Here is a 20,539-nt window from a genome sequence, read left to right on the forward strand (position 1 = left end):
GCCACATCCATATTGCTTCATGCCCGCCTCCTGAATTAATCGTACGTCAGGTTAAAGATCATGTGCGATTCCACCTCGCCGGTGCTCGTGGCCGCCGCATACTGATAAAAACGCGCAAAGAAAGGCAACGTGATGTAGCGAGTTTCCTGATTGTTTAAGGTACCGATATTGTACTTTTTGTTGAACTCAACCGGCGCGCCAGATTTCAGTACCTGGATCCCAATCCCTTTGGCAATAGAGCTACCGGCTTTTTCGTTCAACAGCGCTCCCTGCGTGACGGTAGTGCCGGTTGCCAGAGTACCGGAGAATGAGGCTTCGATATTGGCATAACCGGATGCGCTTAGCCCGCCGCTGCACTGCAGCTCAATATTAAAATTTTTGCCGCCGGCGTAAGTGCCGACGCCGTTCAGATCGCTGCGCTTAATGGTCCCGACATCAACGTTCATATTCTTCCCGCTGAGTACCGAACAGGACGGCGAAACCACGGTTATGGCATTGGCGCTCAGAAACGTCACCAGGATCGGGTTATTACCGTATTCCCAGTCATAGGAGGTATATTTGCCCGCCGCTAACGTACCGCTGCCGGTGACGCTCGCGGTTTTAATGACCTCCAGCGTAAAACGCGACCCTTCAAGAGAAAAATTCCCCCCCCCTGTCGTAAACGAACCGGGATAGACAATATTGACTGTTGAACCACCGCGACTGAAACGCAGTCCGATGCCAGGTACATTGGTGGAATAAACTTTGTTTCCCAGGTCAGTGACCCCTGGAGCAACAATGCTGGCTTTGAAAACGGTGGTACCGGAGCATCGATAGTTAACGCCAGTTCCCGCAGGCATAGTCCAGTTTTGTGTGGCGATGACGCTCCCCACGGCTAAGTCAGGATTCACAACCACTCTGCCTATGGCCATATCCAGCTGAACCGTAGGTGCCGGACCACGGGTACAGGCAGCCCAGGCAGAGGTGGTTCCCAGCACCAGCAAGCCAATAAAAAGTGTCAGTCGTTTACTCAGCGACATAGCGTTTCCTTTGTTTTTGCCTGACTTAAATTTACCGAACACTGTCCGCCACTCCACTTAACGGTCGCGCGCTGAACGCTGGCATCGCTGATAAACATCATGCTGCCCTGGCCGACAACGCCAATCTCTTTGCCGCTCGGATCAAAAATGCTGGCTGCGAACGGTAGCGGCTGGTTATTCGCCTGACGCGCCTGAATCGTCATGTTGTTCTGTACCGTGGTGCCGAACGAGACCTTCACGACGCTGCCTTCCCACGGCACTACCTGGGCCACGGTACGATCGAAGGCAATATCATCCTTGCTGCCCTTCGGGTCGATCTCGATGGCGTTAATCCGGTACGGGCGCAGATAAGGCAGGATGGCATAGCCGTTGCTGTCGACACGGGTACCCGGCGAGCCTGGCAACATAGCGCCTGCGGCATCTTTGGCTTCAATCAGCGCCATGGTGTTGCCGCTCTCCGGTGAGAACACCACGCCATGACGATGGGCGATCAGCGTCCCGCTGGCACCCAGCCCGCTCTGCCGGTAACCTTCGCCCTGGCTATAGCTACCGTTAAGGGTGGTCCACGGCGTGCGGTAGCTGCCGTTTAAGGCGACATCATGCTGACCACCGCTCGCCGCCGTAGTTGAAATGCCGTAGTTGAGGTTGTTCTCACTATCCAGCGAGCCGTTGATCCCTATCTGCGAGCTGCTAAAGCGCGAGTTATTAAACGAGGTATTCGACGTCAGGTTGGCGGTGCGGTTTTCGCCAAACCACAGCGGATAGCTGAAGTTCAGCGAGATGCGATCGTCACGCCGGTGGCCGGCATTATCCGGCGTATACACACGCTGCGCGCTGGCTGACCATGAGAGGCGGCCGAACATATTGTTGTAGCTAAGCTGGTACTGCTTCTCGGTACCCGAACGGTTCCAGTAATCTGCAATCTGGCCGCTGAGATAAAAACCGCCCCAGCCGTCCGGCAGGTTCTGGTTAACGGTGAAGGTCATCCCGTTTTTCTGCCGCCACAGGGTATAGTTGCTATTGCGGTTCTTCTCCTGATCGACGGCATACAGCGCGTCGTTCAGGTTATAGTAGCCTTTCGTGGAGTAGCGGTACGCCGCCAGCACGATGCTGGTCTGGGTATCGGTAAACATCCGGTTAAAGGTGGCGCGATAGCTCTGCCCTTTTTCATCAAGGGTATCGCTATTCAACCGCGACTGGGTAATGTCAAATGACAGCGCGCCAATACCGGTATTCATCCCGGTACCCAGCAAAAACGCCTGATAATCATCAAAACCCGTCACGCCGGTGTAGCCGGTAAACATGTTGCTCAGGCCACGCTGCCAGGTGGCCTGGTAGAGCATAGGCTTATTGCGCAGCGAATTATCATCGACTTTACCGGCCGACAGCGCATAGCGGGTCATGCCGGGACGCAGCAACTGCGCCACCGACGCATACGGCACGCTGAAGACCTGCACCGATCCATCGGCCTCTTTTACCGAAACCTCAAGGTCGTTACCGTATCCGGACGGGTAAACATCCTGCAAAGTGAAAGGCCCCGGCGGTACCGTGGTCTGATAAATAATATTGTTGCCCTGGCGCACCGTCACCAGGGCGTTGCTCTGCGCGACGCCGCGAATTTCAGGTGCATAGGAGCGCATCCCGTCCGGGAACATGTTGTCATCGGTTGACAGGTTGACCCCACGCAGGCCAATGGTGTCGAAGAATTCGCCGTTGGTAAATATCTGCCCGCCGCTGACAATCGAGTTGATTTGCGGGATCGGGCGCTGAAGATAGGTCTGGTTGCTGTTCCAGTGCGCCTTCCCCTGCTGCTGCTGCCAGTTGAGGTTGCCGATATGCTTGAGCAGCCAGCCATCCCACGACAGACCGGCATTCATGCCGAGATAGGCGCTGCTGTTATCCGAACCGTTCGCCGCTGAGCTGTGGCTGGTCCAGGTGTTCGCCATCCAGCCAAGATTGAGCGCCGCAATGCCTTTATCCCAGAATTCCGGGCTGACAAAATTTTTCAGGCGTTGATCTTCGTAGATTTGCGGTACGGAAACTTCCAGCCGCAGAGAGGACTGTATCAGGTTATCTTTGACGTTTTCTTCATTACGCCACTCCTTCAGACGTCCACAGTAACCTTCCTGCTGACTGAGCTGAGGATTGAGCTTTTCTGCCGAAATGCCATAGCGCTCAAGCATGTCACGGGTGTAGCAGACCCCCATGTTGCCATCTTTATCGCGGGTGACATTCAGCTCATAGCGCCCTTTCCACTCATTGTTGGTATACACATCGAGCGAATAGGTCCCTTCCGTAATGGCGCTGGCGGAGAAGCGAGACAGATCGACCTTTTCCCGGCTACCAACGATAAAACCATCGTTAAACTGGTAAACCGTTCCCGCGCTTTCCTGTCCGCTGGAAAATGGCGGAAAGCAGAACAGCGCCACGGCGATCGCTGTACTTAATCTTCCCGGGCAGATAGACCTCTGCTTCATGATAGTGTCCCTTATTTAACGGTTACTTTCACTGCCACATCTGCGCCATAGTCATTGATATTATTGATAGTCAGGGTCTCGCCTCGGCTCACGGAAGAAGAGAGGGCCACGGTCTGACTGGACTGCGGAGCAAGCATCACCGTTTTGCTGTTCAGGGCTTGACTGCCATCGCGGGAAATACGGCTTACGGTGAGATAAAATGGCGTAGGGTTGCTGATTGACAGGCTGCTCCCGCTGGCTGAAAGCGCTAATTTCTCCGGCGCCGCGTCGCGGTTACCCAGCCCGGCAGGACGGTAGATGAACTTAAAGCGCGAACGGATCGCCAGTTGCAGAATGTTCTGCCCTTCATTTTTTTTATTAGCTTCTACCGGCGGGATTTCCAGCAGATTCAGCCACCACAGCGTTTCTTTATTTTGCGCCAGTCCGGCGGCGCTACCCAATTTAATACGTAAAGTCTGGCCGCTCTTTGCATCGACGCGTGAAATCGGGGGCGTAATAATAAACGGTGTGGTAATCGTATCCGGCGTAGCATCGGCATTGCCGTTATCCAGCCAGGCTTGCGCCAGCGCCGGACGGTCTGCGGTATTAGAAAGCTGTACCGTTATTTCTTTTTCATTTCCCGGATAAATAAAGCGGGTGCCGTTGACAATAATATTATTGGCACTGGCCGCAAAACTAAAAATGAAACAGAAAAAAAGGACAATATGCTTCATGCTGACCTCAGAAGAAAAAATAAGCGGCAGCAATGGCCGCTTTATCATTGTTTTAAACCGCCTGGAACAAGGCGGTTTTATTTCTGGCGATAATTACTGGTAAGTAATTTCGTAGGTCGCGTAGCTGTTAACCACACCGGTAGTTACAGTATTCGGAGTACTGGTCGCGTAACCAACGAAATAAGTGAAGCGTGCGCCATCCTGAACGGCAGAAGAATCACCGGTAGCTTTAGGCTGAGTGCTGTCACCCGGGATGATTTTGTTGCTCAGGTTGGTCGCAGCGTCAGTAGACAGAACCAGCTGGATGTTTTTCGCGCCAGCCGCTTCGGTGTTAGCCAGGTAGCCAACCTGCTTGCCCGCTGCGCTTGCCAGCAGGTTACCGCCGGTCCAGTTCACGCCCAGTTTGCTCACGTCATCCTGCTTAGTACCGTCGGCAGCCTGACAGTTGGAAACATCGATGGTGAACGATTTCGGTTTCAGGTAGGTGTCTGCGGTGGCAGCTTTCACTTCGGTCAGCGTAACCGGAGACAGGTATACGTTAGCATCGCTACCCTGACCGTTGACGGAAACAGTACAAGATACATCGGTAACTTTACCGAAGAAATTAACCTGGCCACCACCCACGGTAGTATTAGCAGCATTCGCCGCGGTCATACCGAAAAATGCTGTTGCCATCGCTGCAGAGAGAAGAACCTTTTTCATTGCCATTTCCTTGTCAGAGTGAGTTTTATATCAATGAACCAACAGTAAATCTGCACAGAGTCAGAAGCGTTATGCGATGCTCACTTGTGCAACTGTGAATAGAAACTTCGACTGACCGGAAGCCGCAATATTTAAGGCGTCAGGACGCGAATTCCGTAAAGAATCCGTTAATGCTGTCGGCGTCAAAGAATGCTATTTTCGTTGGTAAATATACATTTGCTTATAACTTGTTACACCGGCCCCATGATAGATTTAAATTATCAATAACCATGAAACAATAGTTAAAAACAACACTCAGATTGTTTACATCAGAAGGGACAAGGCGCGAGGGAGATATTTCGAACGGGAATTATCATGGTAAATAATACGAAGCCATGACTATAGAGAACACTCTGAATAATACTGAGAGGTGGGTTACTGAAATAGCATAAAGCTGGTAAAAAAAGTTTTTAATCCTGGCCATCTGACGTTGAGCGGCCCGCTACAGCTGCAGGTCGAAGTGCTGGCGCAGCGCGAGCCGGCCTGCGCGGGTGATACTTACTTCGCGAAATCCCGGCGTCAGGGTGAACCAGCCTTTTCGTTGACCATGGTCCAGCAATGCGGCCCCCACGGCGCCACCGGGATGGAAACGCCGCTCGCTCCAGTCCAGACATGCGCAGCATACCCTGCGCCGGTTCCCGCCCGGCAAGATAATGCCTGAACGGGCAAACTGCGTCTCGCCGAATGCTGTCAGCGCGCTACCGTCCGGCACGATCCACGCCTCGCGCAACAGAAAATCATAGATAGCCACCGCCACTTCACCGGCAAGGTGATCGTAGCAGGTCCGGGCGGTACGCAGATTCGCCGGGGTCCGGGTCGTCAGCACAATGGCGCTTTTTCCGGCCATCGCCATCATATTCTCCAGCAGTCCGGCGACATCGGCGCCCGCCAGCCGGTAATAGCGATGCCGCCCCTGCGCCAGACAAACCAGCAAACGGGAACTGACCAGACGGCTGAGATGGGCGCTGGCGGTCGAGGCCGAGACCTCGGCCACCGTCGCCAGCTCCGTCGCGGTCCACGCGCGCCCATCCATCAATGCACAAAGCATTTTCATCTGTGACGCATCGGCCATGGCAGATGCCAGCGCCGTGATGGCAACGGCCAGCGACTCATCATCTTCAATAACATGGGCGGGTTTTAGCATAACGCCTCACAACGTCGTGGCCCAGGAACGCGTGACTTCCTGCGCCAGTGGAAAGTTATCGGTCACCAGAATCAGACGGTTAGCATGATCGCTGTATTGCGTCAGGATATTCACTCCGTGGGCGGCCAGCGCGTGGGCTATCGCCCCCAGCTCGCCGGGCTGTTCCTGTTTTAAGCGGCGAATAAGCGGCAGGTAAACGCCCGTTACCGGGATCCCTGCCTGCTCCAGCACCGCTCTGGCCCGCTCCCCCTCGGTCACCAGAAAATGGGCATGGCATTGCTTGCCGACGGTGAAAACCCCTCCCCCTTCAAGTCCCACGCCATGTTTCCCCAGCGTGTGACCTAACCGCGCCAGCTGGCCGGGACTATCTGGCAGAATCACATGAATATCATACATCGCCGCGCTCCTCCCGCACTTCTGAGCCCCAGGCGCGAATGACCTGCACAATGCGAATCTGGTAAGAGGCAAAAAGGGTCGCTTTCCCCTCCTGCTGGGCCGCCTGATGGCAGAGATTGTTTTTCCAGGCCCGCACCGCCTGTTCATCGCGCCACCAGGACAGGGACAGGATCTTGCCCGGCGTGGTCAGGCTTTGAAAACGTTCAATGCTAATAAAGCCGTCAAGCGTAGCGAGCAACGGCTTCAGCTCCGCCGCCAGCGCCAGGTAACGGGCCTGTTTTGCCGGGGTGACATTGGCTTCAAAGAGTACCGCAATCATCGTGTCGTCCTTCCTCAATCCACAGTGACGCCACTTTATCGTATCCCTACAGGCCAATACTTCGCTGCTAAACGAAGTATGCCCATCCCAGGAAAGCGGGAAAAAGGCCGCCCGTACATTCATTCAGGCAATCCCTTTGCGTAATTTTTCAAAAAAAGCACATAGCGATAACAATATTTTTCCATTCATAACACCCGTTAAGAACAGAGCAACACGTTGTTTTTTAATTAAAAAATAAAAATACCTTCAAGATTTAGTCATCTTACTGACATGAAAGTGTGATCTAAATCGCACTTTTTGCCACCCCGCTTATAATTAGCAGGCTTATTATAAGCACATCGAAAGCACCACGCTTTCCACCTGAAAAGTTAAAAGGAAAAACACCATGAAAAACGTAAAATTACTTGCCGCCGCCGGTATGCTCTCTCTGGTTTCTTTCGCCAGCTTCGCTCAGCACCCGGTCAGCGTAACGGCTGATACCCTCGACAGCGCAGAAGCGAAAATTGCGACCATCGCTAAAGATCAAGGCGCGTCTTACCACATTACCGAAGCCTATACCGGTAACCAGGTTCATATGACCGCTGAGCTGTCGAAATAAGAGAATGGTTGCAGAGGGAGCTGCCGGACAGGCCGCCAGACGGCGGCTGGTTTCGCTCCCACCGCCCCCTAACCCCCTAGCAATGTCGGGCCCCTTTATGGGGCTTTTTTTGTTAAGGCGCGCTGTATCGACAGCACGCTCAGCAACACCACGATAAGCCCCACCAGCGCGACCCCTTCAATCTTCTGACCGAGAAAGATCCATCCCAGAAGCACTGCCGTTACCGGGCTCAGCAGGCTGAGCGCGGATACAGCGACCGATGGGAGACGGCTAATGCCGCGAAACCACAGCCCGTACGCAATCATCGCGCCAGCCACGCAAAGCCACAGATAGCCTGCCGCCTGAGTCAACGTCACCCCCTGCAGCGGCGGATCCACCAGCCATGCCACGGGAGCCAGCACCACGCCGCCAGTCAGCAATTGCCAGCCGGTCAGCGCCACCACCGGCAGCGAAATCGCCCAGCGACGAGACAGCCAGGTACCCAGCGCCATGCTGACCGCCCCTGAAAACGCCGCCATGATCCCCAGCGGATCCAGCACCGTATGCGGCGACAGCAGCAGCAGCGCCATGCCGATAATGCCGGTCACGGCCGAGAGCACCGCCACCCACGGCGAACGCTGCCTGTCGACACACCATGCCAGCATCATGACCAGCAGCGGCTGAATGGCCCCAATCACTGCCGCCAGCCCACCGGGTAAACGGTAAGCGGCAATAAACAGCAGCGCCTGAAAAGCGCCAATATTGAGGATCCCGGTCACGATAAGCTTCCACCACTCATTGCGCAGAGGAAAACGGCGGCACCAGATAAGCAGCGCGATCCCTGCGGGCAGCACCCGCAGTAGCGCCGCAATAAAAGGTCTGTCCGGCGGCAAAAACTGGGAGGTGACAATGTAGGTCGTCCCCCAGATAGCCGGGGCCAGGGCAGTCAACAGCAAATCGATAACGGGCGAGCGTGAGAAAAAGGTCATGATTTTATCTTCATATCAAGGTAAATTAGTGGCCAAAGTATGTATCGATAAATATCTTGATATCAAGATAAGTGAGCACAATTGGACAAATCATCCCAGGCTGACGCCGTAGATCGGATTCTTGAACAGTGGCAACGGGAGCGCCCGGATCTCGATTGCAGCCCGATGGGCCCCATCGGGCGCCTGAAGCGCTGTACTCTCCTGCTGGAACCGCGCATCGAGTCCGCCTTTATTCGCCACGATCTGGTGCGCTGGGAGTTTGACATGCTGGCCACCCTTCGCCGGTCCGGCGCGCCGTTTATCCTCTCTCCGACCCAGCTTTTCTCTACGCTAATGATCACCTCTGGCACCATGACGCATCGGCTTAAGGCGCTGGAAAAACGCGGATTTATTACCCGCTTACCCGACCCTGACGATGCGCGAAGCCTGCTGGTCGCCCTGACTGAAACGGGACGCGCGCGGATCGATGAGGCGGTGGAAAGCCACGTGGAAAACGAACGCCAGCTGCTGGCTGGACTCTCCGCAGAGCAGCGCCAGCAGCTGGATCAGGCGCTCAAGGTCTTTATGCGCCTGCTGGAAGGGCCCTAGCAACCGGCTGCAATATAATCGCCGTTGGCGCTCATCGGGACTACGGTCAGAAACAGCACGCAGGCAAAGAGCATCAGAAGGACGCCGCCGGCAATTTTTACCGCCGGCAGCAGCCATTTCAGGCGACCGTCATCCCAGGCCACCAGGCTGACCGCCCGCTCACGCGCATAGCGTACTGCCAGCGAGAGGCCGAGAATCGATAATGCTGTCCCCAGCGACATCGTCATGACCGCGGCAATTCCCCAACTGACGATGCCCAGCGCATTGGAAAACAGCAGGATCATTATCGCCCCACTGCAGGGTCTGGCGCCGATGGCCAGGACCACGCCGAGCCGGGTTTTCCAGTCAACATTCGCCAGCTCGCGGCCAACGCCATGGTGCCCGCAGCCGCAGTTTTCGCTATGTTCATGCAGCGGAGTCAGCGTCGCGATCGTCATTTTTCGCGGCCGCAGGCTTTTGAGCGTTTGATAAATCACAAATGCGCCAAACGCCCCCACCATCAGGGCGCTGATTTTCTCTACGTACCAGCGGCTGGTGCTGAGATCGCCGGATGCAAGATTCAGCCCGACGGCCAGAATAAACACAAACAGGATAGCGCTCACCCCCTGCATCAGGCTGCCAAGAAATGGCACCACCCGCGCCGCCAGCAGGCTCTCTTTGTTGGTGCTGAGGTAGGTGGTGACGATAAATTTACCGTGCCCGGGGCCAACGGCATGCAGCACCCCATAAAGGAATGCGCCACCCAGCAGCCACATTCCGCCGCTATACTGATGGTTATTAAGCTGCAAAAGATACATCACCAGGTAGCGATGGAGCGTAATTTGCGTCGCCAGACACCACTGTAAAAAAGCCCCCCAGTGTGCATACAGCGTCAGTCCGGCCCACAGCAGCGCCAGCAGTGGTAACCCCAGCGACAGCAGACGCCAGTCACGGGTAAGCATGCGAGTTGTCATCATTTTTTACCATTAAGTGAATCTGAATTGTCGCCCGGCGGTGGCGACAAGCGGCGCCACCAGACAGCCACGAGAGCCGCTTTCATAAAGAAGAGTTCCCCTTCTTCTGGGTGGTCAACGTTTATGCAAAGTATACGCAGTTGATGGAAATCGAATGAAAAAAATCGACAGGCAGCCCGGCTCTTCGCTGTCCTGTGATTTCCCGACGGATGACCCACCCGTACCTTTCTGAGTCGTCTGCTGCCAGCCGATGAACGCATCGCTATTCTGCCGCCAATCTCCCTGATGACCCTGCGTTTATCGAGGGCGCGGTTGCCGCGCCCGCCCCTTAAGATTCAGCGCAACATCTCGCCCTTTAGCAGCAATGCCCGCCTGCCAGCGGGCAGATCAACGCGTCAGGTTTACGCTTTCCAGCGGAAAGGGACGATCCTGCACCACGGTTTTCATCACCAGCGTCGAGCGCAAATGCTGCACGCCGGGCATCGCCGAGAGTTTGTCGTCATACAGTTTTTGAAACGCCTGGAGATCCCGGGTGACCACGTGCATCAGGTAGTCCGGATCGCCAAACAGCCGTTGGGCCAGCACGATCTGGGGGATCTCTTCAACCGCCTCTTCAAACGCGCTCACCGCTTTTTTATCGCCTTCTTTTAAGGTCGCAAACACGATGGCCAGGAAATTAAAGCCCATTTTCAGGGGATCCAGGTTAACCCGATAGCCGGTGATAACCCCTTCCTGCTCCAAAGCCCGCAGCCGTCGATGACAGGGCGAGAGGCTCAAATTGACCCTTTCAGCCAGCTCGGTAATCGACAGACGACCATCGGATTGCAGCTCAGCAATAATTTTTCGATCTATGCTATCCATTTGGAAGATTTTCTCTTAAAAAGGTTATTTTCAGCATAACATTGAAAGCTTATTTCCCGTAAATCCCGATATTCTTTTCCTCAACAGAATACGGATACAGACGGGGGATCGTTATGCGCAAGACCTTAAAACACGGTGGAGAGAACCGATCATGGAGATGAGTTTTATCGCCGGATTCTGGGTGGTCTCTTTCCTGCTGATCATCACGCCCGGCGCCGACTGGGCCTACACCATCAGCGCCGGCATACACGGACAACGGGTGCTCCCTGCGGTTGTCGGGCTGATGTCCGGGCATCTGCTGGCGGCCATGATCGTGATCGCCGGGATCGGCGTGGCCGTCACCAGTCACCCGCTGGTGTTGTCGCTGATCACTCTGCTGGGCGCGGCCTATCTGCTGTGGTTGGGGATCGCGATTTTGCGGCATCCCGCCACGCCTGACGCCGCACCGCAGCAGGCCGGAAGCTGGAACCGTTGGGCGCTAAAAGGGTTATGTATTAGCGGGCTGAATCCAAAAGTCTTTCTCTTATTCCTCGCCCTGCTGCCCCAATTTACCGATCCTGAAGGACGCTGGCCGCTGGCGCTGCAAATGTCGGCTCTGGGCAGTATTCACCTGCTGACCTGCACACTGATCTATTTTCTGGTTGGCTACGGGTCAAAAAGGCTATTAACCCACCGGCCAGCAGCGGCAAGAAGGGTCAGCATGATTTCCGGAGCAATGATGGTCGCGATAGCTATTTTACTCTTCTACAGCCAGCTGAAATAAAGCCGCAGACCCGGGATGAACAAAATAGATTGACCTCAGTTTAAGTTATTTGTGCCCTCCCGACAGGAGGGCCATCGCCCCGGCTGAATATTTCGCAACGAGATTTTGCATCTATTTGCCGTGAAAAACACCGTTTCCCTCCGCTACCGGTGAAGGACTCCAGATAACTCCAGTAACCTCCATAAAATCGCAAAACCGCTGCTTAACAAACAATGGGATAGCTAGCCATCGCAAGCGAAAGGAGTCAAATCACTCCAGTAAATCCATAGCCTTCTCCATTTTCAGCGCGCCGTGCTGACCAAATCGCCCCCTACTCCTTTAGCGAAATTAAGCCCTGCGGCGAGGGAGCGCTGAGGTCTGCGGGCTTATTATGACTATTCTCAAACATAATTTTGCAGTATGGTTTAGGCGCTGTTGTAGTGATGCGGTGAATGCTATCCAGGCGAGTATATCGTTCTTCGCATTCTGCGAAGTGCTTCGCAGAATATTCACCAGACCACAGCCGGAATTCACTTTAGTGAGGAATGGCCGCGGTTTAACGAGCATTTAATTATTAGCAGATCAGACACGAAAATCATTCAACCTGCGCCGCGGCGACAAGGGAGAACCCGGAGATGATTTATCCATCCCCCTCTGCTGAGAGATGCGCAAATCGCGATATCTCCTGGCACAGCGGTATGTATAAGGATGTTGATATCCGTAGGGCTGGCGTCGGAGCAAGGCCCTGCGCCTCAGTATCCCCGGCGTTCGCAACCAGGAGGAATGAAGAATGATCGGGACAGGCTACCCCCCAGGAACAGCATCATTGTTTAACAAAAGAATATTTAATTCATTGCGTTACATGAAGCCGTCCGTTCCAGCACGTGGAGATACTTCATGATTCAACTCACTACCTGCCTTCTGATGACCCGGTTCAGCTTGCTACGAGCTGAAGTGCGTGACACGTTTTAAAAGTACCTGGCGCGATGGCGAAATATAAGAGAAAAAATGTTCAACTGGACAACAATACTGACCTGACGACAACGAATAGTTCGTAATGTACGCCTGCAATTAAAAGGGAATATAATGAAGAATAATGCCGATATCAAAAAAAGGAACTTCCTTACTCAGAATGAGATTGAGTCGCTTCTTAAAGCAGCGAATACCGGGGCACATGCTGCCCGCAATTATTGTCTGACATTACTCTGTTTTATTCATGGATTCCGCGCCAGCGAAATTTGTCGCCTGCAAATATCCGATATTGATTTACGCTCTAAGTGTATTTATATCCATCGACTTAAAAAAGGTTTTTCCACTACCCATCCTTTACTGAATAAAGAGATTCAGGCACTAAAAAACTGGCTGGATATTCGAAAAACCTATCCACATGCCGACAGTGAATGGCTGTTTTTATCGCGTAAAGGCAATCCTCTTTCCCGCCAACAGTTTTACCAGATTATATCCTCCTCCGGAGGCGCCGCTGGATTAACCATTGAAATTCATCCCCACATGCTTCGCCATTCATGCGGATTTGCGCTGGCGAATATGGGCATCGATACCCGCCTTATTCAGGACTACCTCGGCCACCGAAATATCCGCCATACCGTCTGGTATACGGCGAGCAATGCCGGGCGCTTTTACGGCATCTGGGACAATGCCAAACAGAAGCAACGTAACAGCATTTTGCAATGATGCTCCGGGCGTCAAAAGGAGTTGACGCCCGATACTGTCGATGGTGTGAAAATGAACAGCAGCCGAACACATTAATCAATATTAACCATACGCTAATTACGATTATTGTTCCCGCAAGTTCTTATTTCATTCATAATCCGCTTCCGCTTGATACCCTTGTAAATACTCAGGATTTAAGTTCGTTATTTATTGTCTGATAAAACCATTCAGCATTATATTTTCTGTCTAAACCCATCCCCTGATTAACTTTTTTCCTTGTGATTTGATGTACCTGGCGAGAAGCCTTGATGCTCCTGTTGTGATATGTCATAAAATCTATAAAAATAAGAATTGTCGTCTGGCTATATTTTAACTATGTGTAAATGTAATGTGACCATCTATTTTTACAGTTCCAACCTTATGGCAACGTGAAGAATGAACTGTATCTGTGCCTTTATATAATACGCCCGTCACACTGCGGATTATTTTTTAACCGTCCTGATAATTGCTTCAGGGCGCTGTCTTCGTGCAAATTAATTTCAGGAGCATTGTTGTGAATCGACGTCGTTTTCTTACCGCCAAAGAAGTTCAGGCCATGATGCAGGCGGCACGGCAGGGACCAACCGGAGAGCGGGATTATTGCCTTATCCTGCTGGCCTTTCGTCACGGGATGCGCATCAGCGAACTGTTGGATCTGCACTATCGCGATCTTGACCTCAATGAGGGCCGCATCAACGTCCGTCGGTTGAAGAATGGATTTTCGACCATCCACCCACTGCGATTCGACGAGCTGGAAGCGATTGCGCGCTGGACCCAGGTTCGCGCCGGCTGGAAGGCGGCACAAAAAACCAATGCGATTTTTATTTCACGCCGCGGCACCCAGCTTTCCCGCCAGCAGGCCTATCGGATCATCCGTAGCGCCGGAGAAGAGGCCGGAACCGCTACCCATACCCACCCGCATATGCTGCGCCATGCCTGCGGCTATGAACTGGCGGAAAGAGGCACAGATACACGTTTAATTCAGGATTATCTGGGTCATCGCAATATTCGGCATACAGTACGTTATACCGCCAGCAATGCCGCGCGTTTCGCGGGGTTATGGGAAAGAAATAACTTGCTTGAAGAAAATTCTCACGGTCAAAAGAAATGATTTATCTATTTAATAAATAAAGATAAATTTAAAAACGAACAAGTCAATTGGGGCCAAACTGTTTATATCATAAAAATGTTTTGCAAACTTTTGCAACCGGCAAGTACATATATTCTCACAAATTAATTTCATCTGATTGATTACAATCACATTTTACCTTTAAGAAACTTTACTTATCTCTCCATCCTTTCCGCTTACCCGCCACCTCATCCGCGCTGGCCTCGCCCGACAACTGACACTCTTCAAAACAAAAAATCAGACAATGAAACTAATAAACAAAAACAAAATAGATTAATAAACCAAAAATAGTCTACAAAAACATAAAAATTAGATATTTATCTCAATGAGTCAAAATGGCCCCAATTGACTCATCAGTTGGGCGAAAACTGCGCAGAGCCGGCAGTCGAACCATTCGGCTGATACATGGAATGCCTGGAAGGCACGACGACTGCCAATTTCGGTTCGTAATATCGACATTGTTTAAAGGAAAACAGCATGAAAATCAAAACACTGGCTATCGTTGTTCTGTCAGCCCTGTCTCTGAGTTCCGCGGCGGCCCTGGCTGACACCACCACGGTTAATGGCGGCACAGTGCATTTCAAAGGAGAAGTGGTCAACGCGGCCTGTGCCGTTGATGCTGGCTCTATCGATCAGACCGTTCAACTGGGCCAGGTTCGTTCAGCCAAACTCGCTACTGCAGGCAGCACCAGCTCTGCGGTCGGTTTTAACATCCAGCTGGATGATTGCGATACTACCGTTGCAACCAAAGCTTCCGTTGCGTTCTCCGGTACTGCCGTAAACAGCACCAACAGCACCGTTCTGGCGCTGCAGAACTCTGCTGCTGGTAGCGCAACCAACGTCGGCGTACAGATCCTCGACAGCACCGGTACTCCGCTGGCGCTGGACGGCGCAACCTTCGGTGCGGCGACTACCCTGAACGACGGCACCAACGTTATTCCTTTCCAGGCTCGCTACTTCGCGACTGGCGCGGCAACCGCAGGTATTGCTAACGCCGACGCAACCTTCAAAGTGCAGTACGAATAATTCACTCATTACGCAAGGACGCAGCCGGGCCAGGATGGCCCGTTATCAACAACAGGACTGGGGTGATAACGATGCAAGGAATGAAATCTGGCCTGCTGTTTTTTTTACTGTCGCCGCTCGCGCTGGCCGGAAACCACTGGAATGTGACGTTACCCGGCGGAAACATGCGCTTTCAGGGCGTCATTATTGCCGAATCCTGCCGCGTTGAAGCAGGAGACCAGCAGTTGACGGTCAACATGGGGCAGATCAGCAGCAATCGGTTTCATTCGCCAGGGGAAGATACTGACCCTGTTCCTTTCGATATCCATCTCCAGGATTGCAGCACCGCCGTCAGTCAACGGGTTGGTGTCGCCTTTCATGGCGTCGCCGATGGCAAAAATCCGGACGTGCTCTCGGTTGGCGAAGGCCCCGGCATCGCAACCGGTATCGGCGTCGCGCTGTTCGACAAAGAAGATCGCCTGATCCCGCTCAACAGCCCACCGGGCGCCTGGTCACGACTGTATACCGGCCCCACCACGCTCCATTTTGTCGCTAAATATCGGGCGACCGGACATCAGGTTACCGGCGGAGCCGCAAATGCTCAGGCCTGGTTCTCTCTGACCTATCAGTAATTAACCAGCAGGCATACCGGATGCAGGACATAACGGTGAGTATAAAAGGGGAAAACGTGAGAAAAACACTGGGGATGACACGCTGCTTACTGGCGGGCTTATTGATGATAGCGACCGCCGGTTTCGCTGCGTGTACCGAAGCGGGCGTGGCGCTGGGAGCCACCCGGGTTATTTATCCCGCCGGACAAAAACAGGTGCAGCTGGCGGTGACCAACAATGACGACAACAGCACCTATCTGATTCAGTCGTGGGTTGAAAACGCCGGGGGTCAAAAAGACGGGCGCTTTGTGATTACCCCGCCGCTGTTCGCCATGCAGGGCAAAAAAGAGAATACGCTGCGCATTATCGATGCCACCAACGACACGCTGCCGCAGGATCGGGAAAGTTTGTTCTGGATGAACGTGAAAGCCATCCCCTCCATGGATAAATCAAAGCTTAGCGATAACACGCTGCAGCTGGCGATTATCAGCCGCATCAAGCTCTATTACCGCCCGGGGAAACTCGCGCTATCGCCGGATCAGGCGGCGGAGAAGCTGACGTTTCGCCGCAGCGCCAACACGCTGACGCTGAAGAATCCCACGCCCTACTACCTGACGGTGACCGAACTCAATGCCGGCACCCGGGTGCTGGAAAATGCGCTGGTCCCGCCGATGGGGGAAGCCTCGGTAAAAATCCCGTCCGACGCCGGACGAGACATCACCTACCGGACGATTAACGACTACGGCGCACTGACCCCACGGATGAAGGGCGTACTGCAATAACCACGGGGAAATCGCGTTCTCCCCAGAAATATAAAAAGAACTGACAGCCGGGCGACTTCGGACCGGAGGGACTATGTCACATCTGAAATATGGATCGGACCGCCAGGGCGCCCGGTATGTGCGGCGCCACGCGTCGGGATCGGCTCGCGTATTTGCCCGGTTCCCTTTTGCCCTTTTACTGGCCATGCAGGCCTTTTCCGCGCAGGCGGAACTGTACTTTAACCCACGCTTTCTCGCCGATGATCCTGCCGCGGTGGCGGATCTGTCGGGTTTCGAAAAGGGTCAGGAGGTGCCGCCTGGCACCTACCGGGTCGATATCTATCTGAATAACGGCTTTATGACCACCCGCGATGTGACCTTCATGAGCGGAGAGAACCACCACGGTCTGACCCCCTGCCTGACCCGCGGCCAGCTGGCCAGCATGGGCGTCAACACCGCCGCCGTGTCCGGCATCAATGCCCTCGCGGCCGATGCCTGCGTGCCGATGTCGGAGATGATCAAAGAGTCGACCAACCGTTTCGACATCGGCCAGCAGCGCCTGTATTTGACCGTGCCGCAGGCTTTTATGGGCAATCGCGCGCGCGGATATATCCCGCCCGAACTGTGGGATGACGGCATCACCGCCGGGCTGCTGAACTACAACTTTACCGGCAACAATGTCCATAACGACATCGGCGGCAGCAGCAACTATGCGTATTTGAATCTGCAAAGCGGCCTCAACCTCGGTGCCTGGCGCCTGCGCGATAACACCACCTGGAGCTACAGCAGCGGCGGCAGTTCATCGAACAACGAGAATAAATGGCAGCACGTCAATAGCTGGATCGAGCGGGACATCGTTCCCCTGCGCTCGCGCCTGACGCTGGGCGACAGCTATACCAACGGCGACGTGTTCGATGGCATCAACTTCCGCGGCGCCCAGCTGGCCTCTGACGACAATATGCTGCCGGACAGCCAAAAGGGGTTTGCCCCGGTGATCCACGGTATCGCCCGCGGCACGGCGCAGGTCTCGATCAAACAAAACGGCTATGAGATCTATCAGAGTACGGTGCCGCCGGGACCGTTTACGATCGACGATCTCTATGCCGCCGGGAACGGCGGCGATCTGCAGGTTACGGTAAAAGAAGCCGATGGCACCCGCCAGGTGTTCACCGTCCCCTGGTCCACCGTGCCGGTCCTGCAACGTGAAGGCCATACGCGTTTTGCCCTGACGGCCGGGGAATACCGCAGCGGCAACGATCGGCAGGAGAAGCCCACCTTCTTCCAGGGCACGCTGCTGCACGGCTTACCGGCAGGCTGGACGCTGTATGGCGGTACCCAGCTGGCAGACCGCTACCGGGCATTTAACCTCGGGCTGGGGAAAAATATGGGCGAATTCGGCGCCGTATCGCTGGACATCACCCAGGCCAACGCCACGCTCCCCGATGACAGCGATCGCCAGGGGCAGTCGCTGCGCTTCCTCTATAACAAATCACTCAATGAGGTGGGCACCAACATTCAGCTGGTCGGCTATCGCTACTCCACGCGCGGCTATTTCAGCTTCGCCGATACCACCTACAGCCAGATGAGCGGCTACGACGTGGTGACCCAGGATGGCGTGATTCAGGTGAAGCCGAAGTTTACTGACTACTACAACCTCGCCTACAGCAAACGCGGCAAGGTGCAGGTCAGCGTGACTCAGCAGATCGGGCGTACCTCCACGCTCTATTTAAGCGGCAGCCATCAGAGCTACTGGGGCAGCGGCAAAGCCGATGAACAGCTGCAGGCGGGGCTGAACGCCGCCGTCGACGATATCAACTGGACCCTGAGTTACAGCGTGACCAAAAACGCCTGGCAGGAAGGACGCGATCAGATGCTGGCGGTCAACGTCAATATTCCGTTCAGCCACTGGATGCGCTCCGACAGCCAGTCCGCGTGGCGACACGCCAGCGCCAGCTACAGTATGTCGCACGATCTTGATGGCCGGATGACCAACCTCGCCGGGCTGTACGGCACGCTACTGGAGGACAACAACCTGAGCTACAGCGTGCAGACCGGCTATGCCGGCGGCGGCAACGGCGGGAGCGGCGGCACCGGATACGCGGCGCTGAACTATCGTGGCGGCTACGGTAACGCCAACGTCGGCTACAGCCGCAGCGATGGTCTGAAACAGCTGTACTACGGCGTGAGCGGCGGCGTGCTTGCCCACGGCAACGGCATCACCCTGAGCCAGCCGTTGAACGACACGGTGGTGCTGATTAAAGCCCCGGGGGCCGACAACGTGAAAGTGGAAAACCAGACCGGGGTACGTACCGACTGGCGCGGCTATGCGGTGTTGCCATACGCCACCGAATATCGTGAGAACCGCGTGGCGCTGGACACCAACACGCTGGCTGACAACGTCGACCTGGATGATGCGGTGGTCAGCGTGGTGCCCACGCACGGCGCCATCGTGCGTGCGGATTTTAAAGCACACGTCGGGATGAAGCTGCTGCTGACGCTGACCCGTCATGGCAAGCCGGTCCCGTTTGGCGCCATGGTGACCTCAGCCAGTAACCAGAGCAGCAGCATCGTGGCCGATAACGGGCAGGTTTACCTGAGCGGTATGCCGCTGGCCGGCAAAGTACAGGTGAAATGGGGTGAAGGCCCCGATGCCAGCTGCGTGGCCGAATATCAGCTGCCGCAAGAGAGCCAGCAGCAGGCGCTGAGCCAGCTGTCTGCCGTCTGTCGCTAAGGAAGAAATGATGATGACCAAATCGCTGTATCTGCTGGGGGCCGTGCTGTCGCTGACCATCGCCAACGCGTTCGCCGCCGACAGTACCCTCACCATCAGCGGATATGTCCGGGATAACGCCTGCGCGGTGGCGGGCGAGTCGAAAGACTTTACCGTCGACCTGATGGATAACGCCGCTAAACAGTTCAACACCATTGGCGCGACAACGCCCGTGGTGCCGTTTCGCATCGTGCTGTCGCCCTGCGGCGGTTCGGTGACGGCGGTCAAGGTGGGCTTTACCGGCGTGGCGGATAACGACAATACCAGCCTGCTGAAGCTGGACAGCGGCGCATCGGCTGCAGCGGGCATGGGGGTGCAGATTCTCAATGGTCAGCAGACGATGCTGCCGCTGAATGCCCCCGCAACGGCAATCGCCTGGACGACTCTGACGCCCGGGCAGACCAATACCCTGAACTTTTATGCGCGGTTGATGGCCACCCGGGTGCCGGTGACCGCCGGGCACGTCAACGCGACAGCGACATTCACGCTGGAATTTCAGTAACCGGAGGTTGAGATGAAATGGATCCCCCGAGAATGGCTTCTGGCGGGCGCGCTGGCTCTGGCCTGCTCTCCCCTGCAGGCGGCCGATATCAGGATCACCGTTAACGGCAAAGTGGTCGCCAGACCCTGCACGGTTTCCACGAAAAACGCCACCGTCGATCTCGGCGACCTGTATACCTTCAGTCTGATCCCGGCGGGCGCCGCTTCGGCCTGGCACGGCGTGGCGCTCGATCTGAGCAACTGCCCCGTCGGTACCTCGCGCGTCACCGCCAGCTTTAGCGGTACGGCGGACGCCACCGGGTATTACAAAAACCAGGGGACCGCCGGCAATATCCAGCTGGAGCTGCAGGATGACGGCGGAACCACGCTGAACAATGGCGCCACTAAATCGGTGCAGGTGGATGACTCGACGCAGTCCGCCCGCTTCCCGCTGAAGGTCAGAGCATTGACGGTCAACGGCGGCGCCACTCAGGGAACCATTCAGGCGGTGATTAGCGTCACCTACACCTACGCCTGAATCAGGAGAGTAAGTT

Annotated in this window: 21 protein-coding genes; 11 read left to right on the top strand and 10 right to left on the bottom strand. The window is 54.8% G+C overall.

All coding sequences use genetic code 11. From position 1 onward, the window contains the following. Positions 1 to 35: 35 nt before the first annotated feature. The 7 genes from FNY10_RS20515 to FNY10_RS20545 all read right to left on the bottom strand — a co-directional run bounded on the left by FNY10_RS20515 (position 36) and on the right by FNY10_RS20545 (position 6,809). Positions 36 to 1,019, bottom strand: coding sequence for a fimbrial protein (locus FNY10_RS20515; RefSeq protein WP_131048640.1), 984 nt, complete (start codon positions 1,017 to 1,019; stop codon positions 36 to 38). After that, a complete protein-coding gene (locus FNY10_RS20520) occupies positions 1,010 to 3,496 on the bottom strand; it encodes a fimbria/pilus outer membrane usher protein (protein ID WP_160703218.1) in 2,487 nt (828 codons plus the stop codon). Before FNY10_RS20520 ends, FNY10_RS20515 begins: the two co-directional genes overlap by 10 nt. An 11-nt stretch (positions 3,497 to 3,507) precedes the next feature. Further along, a complete protein-coding gene (locus tag FNY10_RS20525; RefSeq protein ID WP_100684370.1) occupies positions 3,508 to 4,209 on the bottom strand; it encodes a molecular chaperone in 702 nt (233 codons plus the stop codon). Between the two features lie 93 nt (positions 4,210 to 4,302). Then, positions 4,303 to 4,911 (bottom strand): fimbrial protein, encoded by a 609-nt coding sequence (locus tag FNY10_RS20530; protein ID WP_131048638.1) that lies wholly within the window; start codon positions 4,909 to 4,911, stop codon positions 4,303 to 4,305. A gap of 481 nt (positions 4,912 to 5,392) precedes the next feature. After that, on the bottom strand, positions 5,393 to 6,094 hold the full coding sequence (locus FNY10_RS20535; RefSeq protein WP_160703220.1) for a winged helix-turn-helix domain-containing protein: 702 nt from the start codon (positions 6,092 to 6,094) through the stop codon (positions 5,393 to 5,395). Between the two features lie 6 nt (positions 6,095 to 6,100). Next, complete coding sequence (locus FNY10_RS20540) at positions 6,101 to 6,490, bottom strand: amino acid-binding protein (RefSeq protein ID WP_160703222.1); 390 nt, start codon at positions 6,488 to 6,490, stop codon at positions 6,101 to 6,103. After that, positions 6,483 to 6,809 carry an antibiotic biosynthesis monooxygenase family protein gene (locus FNY10_RS20545; RefSeq protein WP_160703224.1) on the bottom strand — a complete coding sequence of 109 codons (327 nt, stop codon included), beginning with the start codon at positions 6,807 to 6,809 and terminating at the stop codon, positions 6,483 to 6,485. The genes FNY10_RS20540 and FNY10_RS20545 overlap by 8 nt, the downstream gene beginning before the upstream one ends. A gap of 385 nt (positions 6,810 to 7,194) precedes the next feature. On the opposite strand from FNY10_RS20545, the gene FNY10_RS20550 reads away from it, so the two are divergent. Further along, positions 7,195 to 7,407, top strand: coding sequence for a YdgH/BhsA/McbA-like domain containing protein (locus tag FNY10_RS20550; RefSeq protein WP_015585822.1), 213 nt, complete (start codon positions 7,195 to 7,197; stop codon positions 7,405 to 7,407). 95 nt (positions 7,408 to 7,502) lie between these two features. Here FNY10_RS20550 and FNY10_RS20555 read toward each other — a convergent pair whose 3' ends face one another. Next, positions 7,503 to 8,375: an EamA family transporter gene (locus FNY10_RS20555; protein ID WP_100684365.1), complete on the bottom strand. Its 873-nt coding sequence runs from the start codon at positions 8,373 to 8,375 to the stop codon at positions 7,503 to 7,505. Between the two features lie 81 nt (positions 8,376 to 8,456). Between FNY10_RS20555 and FNY10_RS20560 the strand changes: the two genes are divergently transcribed. Continuing rightward, a complete protein-coding gene (locus FNY10_RS20560) occupies positions 8,457 to 8,963 on the top strand; it encodes a MarR family winged helix-turn-helix transcriptional regulator (RefSeq protein ID WP_131048636.1) in 507 nt (168 codons plus the stop codon). On the opposite strand, the gene FNY10_RS20565 is transcribed toward FNY10_RS20560, so the two are convergent. Together FNY10_RS20565 and FNY10_RS20570 are read right to left on the bottom strand one after the other, a co-directional pair. Beyond that, complete coding sequence (locus FNY10_RS20565; protein WP_160703343.1) at positions 8,960 to 9,916, bottom strand: nickel/cobalt transporter; 957 nt, start codon at positions 9,914 to 9,916, stop codon at positions 8,960 to 8,962. The genes FNY10_RS20560 and FNY10_RS20565 overlap by 4 nt on opposite strands. Before the next feature lie 387 nt (positions 9,917 to 10,303). Further along, entirely contained in the window at positions 10,304 to 10,777 is a 474-nt protein-coding gene (locus tag FNY10_RS20570; protein WP_100684362.1) for an Lrp/AsnC family transcriptional regulator, read from the bottom strand. Between the two features lie 151 nt (positions 10,778 to 10,928). On the opposite strand from FNY10_RS20570, the gene FNY10_RS20575 reads away from it, so the two are divergent. The 9 genes from FNY10_RS20575 (at position 10,929) to FNY10_RS20615 (ending at position 20,523) form a co-directional block, all read left to right on the top strand. Further along, the gene (locus FNY10_RS20575; RefSeq protein WP_141963548.1) at positions 10,929 to 11,540 is read left to right on the top strand and encodes a LysE family translocator; all 612 of its coding nucleotides are present in this window, start codon (positions 10,929 to 10,931) and stop codon (positions 11,538 to 11,540) included. A gap of 1,065 nt (positions 11,541 to 12,605) precedes the next feature. After that, the gene (locus FNY10_RS20580; protein ID WP_100684360.1) at positions 12,606 to 13,211 is read left to right on the top strand and encodes a tyrosine-type DNA invertase; all 606 of its coding nucleotides are present in this window, start codon (positions 12,606 to 12,608) and stop codon (positions 13,209 to 13,211) included. Positions 13,212 to 13,743: 532 nt separating this feature from the next. Beyond that, positions 13,744 to 14,340: a type 1 fimbria switch DNA invertase FimE gene (gene fimE, locus FNY10_RS20585; protein ID WP_131048633.1), complete on the top strand. Its 597-nt coding sequence runs from the start codon at positions 13,744 to 13,746 to the stop codon at positions 14,338 to 14,340. 495 nt (positions 14,341 to 14,835) lie between these two features. Then, on the top strand, positions 14,836 to 15,384 hold the full coding sequence (gene fimA, locus FNY10_RS20590) for a type 1 fimbrial major subunit FimA (protein WP_131048632.1): 549 nt from the start codon (positions 14,836 to 14,838) through the stop codon (positions 15,382 to 15,384). Positions 15,385 to 15,455: 71 nt separating this feature from the next. After that, the gene (locus FNY10_RS20595) at positions 15,456 to 15,995 is read left to right on the top strand and encodes a fimbrial protein (RefSeq protein WP_131048631.1); all 540 of its coding nucleotides are present in this window, start codon (positions 15,456 to 15,458) and stop codon (positions 15,993 to 15,995) included. Between the two features lie 35 nt (positions 15,996 to 16,030). Further along, positions 16,031 to 16,756, top strand: coding sequence for a fimbria/pilus periplasmic chaperone (locus FNY10_RS20600; protein ID WP_160703226.1), 726 nt, complete (start codon positions 16,031 to 16,033; stop codon positions 16,754 to 16,756). Between the two features lie 73 nt (positions 16,757 to 16,829). Further along, on the top strand, positions 16,830 to 19,466 hold the full coding sequence (locus FNY10_RS20605) for a fimbrial biogenesis usher protein (protein ID WP_160703228.1): 2,637 nt from the start codon (positions 16,830 to 16,832) through the stop codon (positions 19,464 to 19,466). A gap of 10 nt (positions 19,467 to 19,476) precedes the next feature. Further along, positions 19,477 to 20,007, top strand: a complete 531-nt coding sequence (locus FNY10_RS20610) for a fimbrial protein (RefSeq protein WP_131048628.1) — start codon at positions 19,477 to 19,479, stop codon at positions 20,005 to 20,007. Positions 20,008 to 20,019: 12 nt separating this feature from the next. Beyond that, the gene (locus FNY10_RS20615) at positions 20,020 to 20,523 is read left to right on the top strand and encodes a fimbrial protein (RefSeq protein WP_100684354.1); all 504 of its coding nucleotides are present in this window, start codon (positions 20,020 to 20,022) and stop codon (positions 20,521 to 20,523) included. The last annotated feature ends 16 nt before the right edge of the window (positions 20,524 to 20,539 follow it).

The sequence above is a fragment of the Klebsiella sp. Lac1 genome, from assembly GCF_009825425.1.
Taxonomy (GTDB): Bacteria; Pseudomonadota; Gammaproteobacteria; order Enterobacterales; family Enterobacteriaceae; genus Klebsiella; species Klebsiella electrica.